Below are 7,362 nucleotides of genomic sequence, written 5' to 3'. Positions count from 1 at the left end.
TTTCCCTCAGCGAGACCCCGTCGCCGCAATCGATTTCTATCGTGCCAACGTCCTGCCCAAGCTGCGATAGGGCGAATTGGCCCACCGCGCAGCCGTTTCAGCGCCGGTTTCAGGGCCGGTTTCGGCACCGGGGCCGCGGGTATCCGCTGGCAACTCTTCTAAGGAGACGCCCAACTGGAAGGCAACACATGGACGCAATCACTTTTCTTCGTCAAGACCATAAGAGCGTGCTCGGACTATTGGAGACGCTCGATGGCGCCCCGTCGGGCGAGGGCGCAAAGAGCAGCGGCCTGGAAACCGTGGTCAACAACCTCATCATCGCCGAGTCGCAGCATGAGGCGATCGAAGAGCAGTTCTTCTGGCCCGCCGTGCGCAAGGCGATCGGTGACGGCGTCGTCGACAAGGCCATCGCACAAGAGCAGGAGGGCAAGAAGCTGCTGCAGCGCCTGGAGGACGGCAAGCCCGGCGAGCCGGACTACCACGAAGCGCTGCAGGAGTTCGTCAAGGCCGGCCGCGAGCACATCGCCTACGAGCAGGACGTCGTTTGGCCGCAGGTCGAGACGACGATCAGCCGCGAGGAGCTGGAAAAGATCGGCGAAAAACTGGAGCAGGCAAAGAAGATCGCGCCAACCCGGCCGCATCCGGGCACCCCGCCCAACCCGGCGGTGCTCAAGACGATGGGCATGGGGGCGGCGGTCATGGATCACGTGCGCGATGCGGTCACCGGCCGGGGGGAGGACAACCCGCCCGATCCGCAGGTTCACTGAACTACAGCAGAACGCCGGGCGTCCAACAGCCCGACGCCCGGCCTTCTGCTGTTACCAATTAGCTTGTCGGCGTGTGCTGTTCGTGCGTGAACGGCTTTTCCGCCTCGACGGCCGGCGAGCCCTGGGGATTCTGCTCGGCCCCTTTGTTCTGCCGCGTGGTGCCGCCCAGCCACTGCTGTTCGGGCTTCTCCACGTACTCCCATTCCATGCCCTCGGGCCACGGGCCCTGGCCCTGGTTCCAGGGGCCGCGGATCGACTCCCCACCGCCGTTCGACATGTTGAACGCCACGTTTTGGAACCGCGGGTCTCCCGGCAGTTGCCCGGGCGGGAAGTTCACCGGGAGCTCGTTGAGCGCCGCCGTGAACTGCTGATAGTGCGCCACCTCCCGCGTCATCAAGAAACTCAGGGTGTCCTGCGCGCCGGGATCGTCGGTGAACTGTTTGAGGTACTCGTAGACGACCTTGGCGCGGGACTCGGCGGCGACATTGTTGCGCAGGTCCACCGTCGGGTCGCCGTTGGCGTCGATGAACGCGCCTGTCCAGTTGTTGCCGGCGGAGTCCTTGACGTCCGGGCCGCCGCCGCTGAGCACGAGGAACATCGGGTTGACGGCCACCGAGTGGATGATGCCGTCGCGGCCGTCGGTGCTGGCGACCGCCGGCATCCAATTACAGCGCTGATTGGCCATTTTCAGGTCGTCGTTGAGCCCGTCGAGCAACATCGTGATCATCGAGCCGACCATTTCCAGGTGGCTGAGCTCCTCGGTGGCGATATCCATGAAGAGGTCATACATTTTCGGGTTCTTCTGCCGCAGCACGAACGCCTGGGTGAAGTACTGCAGCGCCGCGGTGAGTTCCCCGTTGGCGCCGCCGAACTGCTCCATGAGCAGCGACGCAAAGCGGGGATCGGGTCGGTCGATCCGGACCTCGAATTGAAGATCCTTGTTGTGAACGAACATTGGTTCCCTCTCATGGCTCGATATAATGCCGGTCGACGCGGGTACCCCGGCAATAAGTACCCAAACGTTGACAAGGGCAACTCAAGGGCAACTCAAGGCAGCTCTTCGATCTGCAAAACGCAAAGCGGGAATTTCACTGAATGGACCTTTCAGACACGACTTCCAGACACCAGCTGGCCCTTCGGATGGCGGAGCTCGTACGGGAGATGGCCCCGCCCCGGGAGCTGGAACGAGTCCTCGCCGACGTCACGGCCACCGCCGTGGAGGTGATACCAGGCGCTGACGTCGCGGGAGTCCTGCTGGTCAAGAAAGGCGGGGACTTCAGATCTCTGGCGGACACCCAAGAACTGGTCGCAAAGCTGGACAAGCTGCAAAACGACTTCGGCGAGGGTCCCTGTTCGGACGCTGCTCTGAAGCAAACCATCGTGCGGTCCGATGATCTGCGCAAGGAACCGCGCTGGCCCAAGTACGCGCCGGCGGCCGTGGGGCTCGGTGTGCTCAGCAGCCTGTCGTTCAAGCTGTACACCGCGGAGCGCACGGCGGGCGCGCTGAACTTGTTCAGTTTCGCGGCGGGCGTGTGGGATACCGAGGCCGAGACCATCGGCTCGGTGTTCGCCGCTCATGCCGCGGCAGCCATTATGGCCGGGCGCCACGGGGAACAGTTGCAATCGGCGCTATCGACCAGAGACCGCATCGGCCAGGCCAAAGGCATCATCATGGAGCGCCACGGCGTGGACGAGATGCGCGCGTTCGAGCTGCTGCGGCGGCTGTCCCAGGAGCGCCAAACAAAGCTGGTCGACGTCGCCGAGCGCGTCATCGAGACCCGCGGCGCCGGCTGATCCCCGGCACGCCATCACGGCAATCGGGTCCATCTAGGATGGTGTGACTCCATCAACGAGTCCGGCTGCGACGATGCGCCGGGGAACGGTTGTCAACGGTGTGGGACTTCGAAACGGACCCGGAATACCAGGCGAAACTGGATTGGGTCGAAAAGTTCATGGTCGACGAACTCGAACCGCTCGATCTGGTCGCTCTCGACCCCTACGACAAGAAGAACACCGAGGTGATGGCCATCCTGCGGCCGTTGCAGCAGCAGGTCAAAGACCAGGGATTGTGGGCCGCGCATCTGCGTCCTGAGCTTGGCGGCCAGGGCTTCGGCCAGGTCAAGCTCGCGCTGCTCAACGAGATCCTCGGACGCTCCCGATGGGCGCCGTCGGTGTTCGGCTGCCAGGCGCCGGATTCGGGCAATGCCGAGATCCTCGCGCTGTTCGGCACCGACGAGCAGAAGGCCCGCTACCTGCGGCCACTGCTCGACGGCGAGATCACGTCGTGCTATTCGATGACCGAGCCGCAAGGCGGTTCCGATCCCGGCCAGTTCGTCACCGCGGCGACCCGTGACGGTGACTACTGGGTGATCAACGGGGAGAAGTGGTTCTCCACAAATGCCAAGCATGCTTCGTTTTTCATCGTCATGGCCGTCACCAACCCCGAGTCCCGGACCTACGACAAGATGTCACTGTTCATCGTTCCCGCCGAGACACCGGGGATCGAGATCGTGCGCAACGTTGGGGTGGGTGCCGAATCCAGCAATCGCGCCAGCCACGGTTATGTCCGCTATAACGATGTGCGGGTGCCGGCCGATCACCTGCTGGGCGGCGAGGGTCAGGCGTTCATGATCGCCCAGACCCGGCTGGGCGGCGGCCGCATTCACCACGCGATGCGCACGATCGCGTTGGCGCGCAGCGCATTCGAAATGATGTGTGAGCGCGCGGTGTCGCGCAAGACCAGACACGGGCGGCTGTCCGACTTCCAGATGACGCAGGAGAAGATCGCCGACAGCTGGATTCAGATCGAGCAGTTCCGCCTGCTGGTGCTGCGCACGGCGTGGTTGATCGACAAGCACCACGATTACCAAAAGGTCCGCCGCGACATCGCCGCGGTGAAGGTCGCCATGCCGCAGGTGCTGCATGACGTCGCGCAGCGCGCCCTGCACCTCCACGGTGCGTTGGGCGTGTCCGACGAGATGCCGTTCGTCAAGATGATGGTGGCCGCCGAGTCACTCGGCATCGCCGACGGTGCCACCGAATTGCACAAGATGACGGTCGCCCGTCGCACGCTGCGCGAATACCAGCCCGTGACAACGCCTTTCCCGTCTGCGCACATACCGACCCGGCGGGCCGAGGCACAGGCCCGACTGGCCGAGCGCCTAGAGCACTCGATCGCCGAGTTCTAGCGGCCCAACGCCGAGTTCTGTATCGGCGCGCTACTCAGGAGATGTAGCGAACCAGGCTTTCAGCCACGCATGCCGGCTTGGGTGACCCCTCGACCTCAACTGTGGTCGACACGGTCGCCTGCACGGCGCCATTGCCAAGGTCGTCGACGCTGACCAACGAGCTCCGCGCGCGCACGCGGGACCCGACGGGCACCGGGGCGGGGAAGCGAACCTTGTTGAGCCCGTAGTTAATTGCCAGTTTGACGCCCTTGACTGTGTACATTTCGTGCTGCAGCCGCGGCAGCAGGGCAAGGGTCATGAAACCATGGGCGATCGTCTTGCCGAACGGACCGGCCGCCGCGCGCTCCGGGTCGACGTGAATCCATTGGTGATCACCGGTGGCGTCGGCGAACAGGTTGACGTCCTCCTGGGTGATAATCACCCAGTCGCTCTGCCCGATGGTCTCACCCGCCGCGGTGGCAAGTTCGGCTACTGATTCGAAGGTACGCATTCGGTGTCCTCCTGTGGCTCGGCAATGATCAACATCGTGCCACCCGTGTCGCTTCGACCCTTACGGGAACCCCTGTCCGCATGCCTGAATCGAACCGTCACAAGACCGATGCCGGCGAAACGGGCGCCGAGGCGCGCAGCCGCCAGGGCTAGCATCGGCGCGCTGATGCGGGCGATGACCGCAAGATGACAGTGTGAGACTGCTGCTGCTGGCCGACACCCACGTTCCCCGACGCGCACGCGACCTGCCCAAGCGGGTATGGGACGAGGTCGCCGAAGCGGGCGTCGTCGTCCACGCGGGCGACTGGGTGGCGCCCGAATTGTTCGACCAGCTGCAGTCCAGGGCCGCTCGGCTGGTGGCGTGCTGGGGAAATAATGACGGTCCGGAGTTGCGCGCGCGACTGCCGGAGCGCGCCGACGCGATGGTGGCCGGGCTGCACTTGACCGTGGTCCACGAGACCGGGGCCGCGGCCGGCCGGGAGGCGCGGATGTCGCGGCTCTACCCGGACACCGACGTCCTGGTGTTCGGCCACAGCCACATCCCGTGGGATACCACGACTGATACGGGCTTGCGGCTGCTCAACCCAGGTTCGCCCACGGACCGCCGCCGGCAACCGTTCTGCAGCTACATGACGGCGACCGTGGACCAGGGGGCACTGACGGACGTAGTGCTGCATCACCTACCGAATCGAAAAGTAGCTGAGATCTAGGTCTTACACAGCTGGCGCCCATAAATAGCTCGTAAACAGAGCTATATATGGATGCGGTGAAGACGAGTCCCGATGTGGTCGCCTTGGTCGGCGACGTTTTCGGCGTCGTCGGTCGATTCCGTCGACAACTTCGCAGGTCGACCGGCCGCGGGCTCGATCCGGCGCGGCTCAGCGAGGCGCAGTCGGAGTTGTTGTGGCTCGTCGGCCGGCGACCCGGGATCTCGGTCAGCGCCGCGGCTGCGGAGCTGGGCCTGGTGCCCAACACCGCCTCCACCCTGGTCTCCAAGCTGGTGGCCAACGGTTCGCTCAATCGGACCGTGGGGGAGACCGACCGCCGCGTCGGCCGCCTACGGCTTGCCGAGCCCACCCAGCAAATCGTCGACGCGTCGCGGGCCACGCGTCGCGCGGTGCTGTCCAGTGTGCTGGGCGAACTCGATGAAGACCAAATCGAGGACCTCACAAAGGGATTGGCGGTCATCGACACCCTGACCCGACTATTGCAGGAGCGGCAATCATGAGCGCACGACTTCCCATGGCCATCGACTGCTGCGACGTCACTTATCGCTACGGCCAGTTCACCGCGGTCGACCACGTGACGTTGCAGGTTCGTCCGGGCGAGACCATGGGTCTGCTCGGACCCAACGGCGCCGGCAAGACGACGCTGGTCCGCATGCTCACCACGCTGACACCGGTGCAGCAGGGCGAACTGCGTGTTTTCGGTATGGACGCGCGCCGGGAGACGACGGACATTCGCAGCAATATTGGCTATGTGCCGCAGCAACTTTCAATTGAGCCGGCGCTGACGGGACGGCAGAATGTGGAATGGTTCGCCCGTCTGTACGGCGTGGCCCGCGCCGACCGGGCCGAACGAGTCGATGAGGCCCTTGGCGCCCTCGAGCTGCTCGACGTGGCCGACCGACTGGCGGCGACGTACTCCGGTGGGATGGTCCGCCGGCTGGAAGTTGCGCAGGCCCTTGTCAACCGCCCATCCTTGCTGGTGCTGGACGAGCCGACCGTCGGGCTGGATCCCATTGCGCGCGACGGCGTCTGGACCCAGGTACAGAAAATGCAGGCGCAGTTTGGCATGACCGTACTGCTCACCACGCACTACATGGAAGAGGCCGACGCGCTGTGCGATCGAGTCGCTCTGATGCATCGCGGTCAGTTACGCGCCGTGGGCACGCCGGCCAAGCTGAAGTTGACCGTGTCGCCCCATGCCACGCTCGACGACGTGTTCCGCCACTACGCGGCCTCGGGCCTGGACGGCGAGCAGGCCGCAGGATCATTCCGTGAAATCCGTTCGGCCAGAAAGGTTGCCCGCCGTGTCAGTTAACCAGGACATCGCGAAGCCCCCGGCGGTCAGCCTGGTCCGGGCGCCGCGCGGATGGCAACGGGTCGGCGCCACGTTGGGCCGCGTGGGAGCGTTCGCCATCGTCGAGATGCAGAAGTTGCGGCATGACCGTAGCGAACTGGTGACACGCATGGTGCAGCCTGCGCTATGGCTGTTGATCTTCGGTACCACGTTCACCCATCTGCACGTGATCAACACCGGTAAGGTGCCCTACCTGGCCTTCCTGGCACCGGGAATCATCGCCCAGTCGGCGCTGTTCATCTCGATCTTTTATGGCATCCAGATCATCTGGGATCGAGATGCGGGCGTGCTCGCGAAACTCATGGTGACGCCTGCGCCGGCGTCGGCGCTCATCACGGGCAAGGCCTTCGCGGCGGGGGTGCGTTCGGTCGCCCAGGTGATCGGTGTCATGGCGCTCGCCTATCTGATGGGCGTCGGGCTAACCGTCAATCCATTGCGGGTGCTGGCAGCCATGGCCATCGTCATCCTGGGTGCCGCGTTCTTCTCGTGCCTGTCGATGACGTTGGCCGGGTTGGTGCGCAACCGGGACCGCATGATGGGCATCGGGCAGGCCATCACGATGCCCTTGTTCTTCGCCTCCAACGCGCTTTACCCGGTCGACGTGATGCCGTCCTGGCTGCACGCCCTGAGCAAGGTGAACCCGCTGAGTTACGAGGTGAACGCCCTGCGCGGACTGCTACTGGGCACCGCGCTCAACCCCGTCGACTTCCTCGTGCTGCTGATCGCGGCCGCCGTCGGAATCGCCGCGGCATCAACCCTTTTGCGGCGCCTGGTTGCTTAGGGCCCACAGGTGCGTGCGGGCCGTTTTGCGCACTCCACGCATCGCCGAACCGAGG

General features: G+C 64.7%; 9 protein-coding genes. 7 read left to right on the top strand and 2 right to left on the bottom strand.

Going from position 1 to position 7,362, the window contains the following annotated elements:
* The first annotated feature begins 188 nt into the window (after nt 1–188).
* Nucleotides 189–767 carry a hemerythrin domain-containing protein gene (locus JO059_RS05225; RefSeq protein ID WP_293315046.1) on the top strand — a complete coding sequence of 193 codons (579 nt, stop codon included), beginning with the start codon at nt 189–191 and terminating at the stop codon, nt 765–767.
* A gap of 58 nt (nt 768–825) precedes the next feature.
* Here the strand turns inward: JO059_RS05225 and JO059_RS05220 are convergent, their stop codons facing one another.
* A complete protein-coding gene (locus JO059_RS05220; RefSeq protein ID WP_293315044.1) occupies nt 826–1,722 on the bottom strand; it encodes a manganese catalase family protein in 897 nt (298 codons plus the stop codon).
* Between the two features lie 140 nt (nt 1,723–1,862).
* Between JO059_RS05220 and JO059_RS05215 the strand changes: the two genes are divergently transcribed.
* Together JO059_RS05215 and JO059_RS05210 are read left to right on the top strand one after the other, a co-directional pair.
* Nucleotides 1,863–2,561, top strand: coding sequence for a GAF and ANTAR domain-containing protein (locus JO059_RS05215; RefSeq protein ID WP_293315043.1), 699 nt, complete (start codon nt 1,863–1,865; stop codon nt 2,559–2,561).
* A 98-nt stretch (nt 2,562–2,659) separates the two neighbouring features.
* Nucleotides 2,660–3,955 (top strand): acyl-CoA dehydrogenase family protein, encoded by a 1,296-nt coding sequence (locus JO059_RS05210; protein WP_293315042.1) that lies wholly within the window; start codon nt 2,660–2,662, stop codon nt 3,953–3,955.
* Nucleotides 3,956–3,989: 34 nt separating this feature from the next.
* Here JO059_RS05210 and JO059_RS05205 read toward each other — a convergent pair whose 3' ends face one another.
* The gene (locus JO059_RS05205) at nt 3,990–4,445 is read right to left on the bottom strand and encodes a MaoC family dehydratase (protein WP_293315041.1); all 456 of its coding nucleotides are present in this window, start codon (nt 4,443–4,445) and stop codon (nt 3,990–3,992) included.
* 193 nt (nt 4,446–4,638) lie between these two features.
* Between JO059_RS05205 and JO059_RS05200 the strand changes: the two genes are divergently transcribed.
* From JO059_RS05200 to JO059_RS05185, 4 genes are read left to right on the top strand one after another with little or no spacing between them, the layout of a single operon-like run.
* Nucleotides 4,639–5,154 (top strand): metallophosphoesterase, encoded by a 516-nt coding sequence (locus tag JO059_RS05200; RefSeq protein WP_293315040.1) that lies wholly within the window; start codon nt 4,639–4,641, stop codon nt 5,152–5,154.
* 47 nt (nt 5,155–5,201) lie between these two features.
* Entirely contained in the window at nt 5,202–5,672 is a 471-nt protein-coding gene (locus JO059_RS05195; protein ID WP_293315039.1) for a MarR family transcriptional regulator, read from the top strand.
* Complete coding sequence (locus tag JO059_RS05190; protein WP_293315038.1) at nt 5,669–6,487, top strand: ATP-binding cassette domain-containing protein; 819 nt, start codon at nt 5,669–5,671, stop codon at nt 6,485–6,487. The genes JO059_RS05195 and JO059_RS05190 overlap by 4 nt, the downstream gene beginning before the upstream one ends.
* Nucleotides 6,477–7,307, top strand: coding sequence for an ABC transporter permease (locus JO059_RS05185; protein ID WP_293315037.1), 831 nt, complete (start codon nt 6,477–6,479; stop codon nt 7,305–7,307). Before JO059_RS05190 ends, JO059_RS05185 begins: the two co-directional genes overlap by 11 nt.
* The last annotated feature ends 55 nt before the right edge of the window (nt 7,308–7,362 follow it).

Origin of the sequence: Mycobacterium sp., from assembly GCF_019247615.1 — a bacterium.
Classification (GTDB): Bacteria; Actinomycetota; Actinomycetes; order Mycobacteriales; family Mycobacteriaceae; genus Mycobacterium.
This window is presented reverse-complemented; position numbering and strand designations above follow the sequence as displayed.

What these genes read in the sequence shown, in the direction of transcription:
- JO059_RS05225 (WP_293315046.1), top strand. Translation starts at nt 189, where the DNA reads ATGGACGCAATCACTTTTCTTCGTCAAGACCATAAGAGCGTGCTCGGA.
- JO059_RS05220 (WP_293315044.1), bottom strand. Translation starts at nt 1,722, where the DNA reads ATGTTCGTTCACAACAAGGATCTTCAATTCGAGGTCCGGATCGACCGA.
- JO059_RS05215 (WP_293315043.1), top strand. Translation starts at nt 1,863, where the DNA reads ATGGACCTTTCAGACACGACTTCCAGACACCAGCTGGCCCTTCGGATG.
- JO059_RS05205 (WP_293315041.1), bottom strand. Translation starts at nt 4,445, where the DNA reads ATGCGTACCTTCGAATCAGTAGCCGAACTTGCCACCGCGGCGGGTGAG.
- JO059_RS05195 (WP_293315039.1), top strand. Translation starts at nt 5,202, where the DNA reads ATGGATGCGGTGAAGACGAGTCCCGATGTGGTCGCCTTGGTCGGCGAC.
- JO059_RS05190 (WP_293315038.1), top strand. Translation starts at nt 5,669, where the DNA reads ATGAGCGCACGACTTCCCATGGCCATCGACTGCTGCGACGTCACTTAT.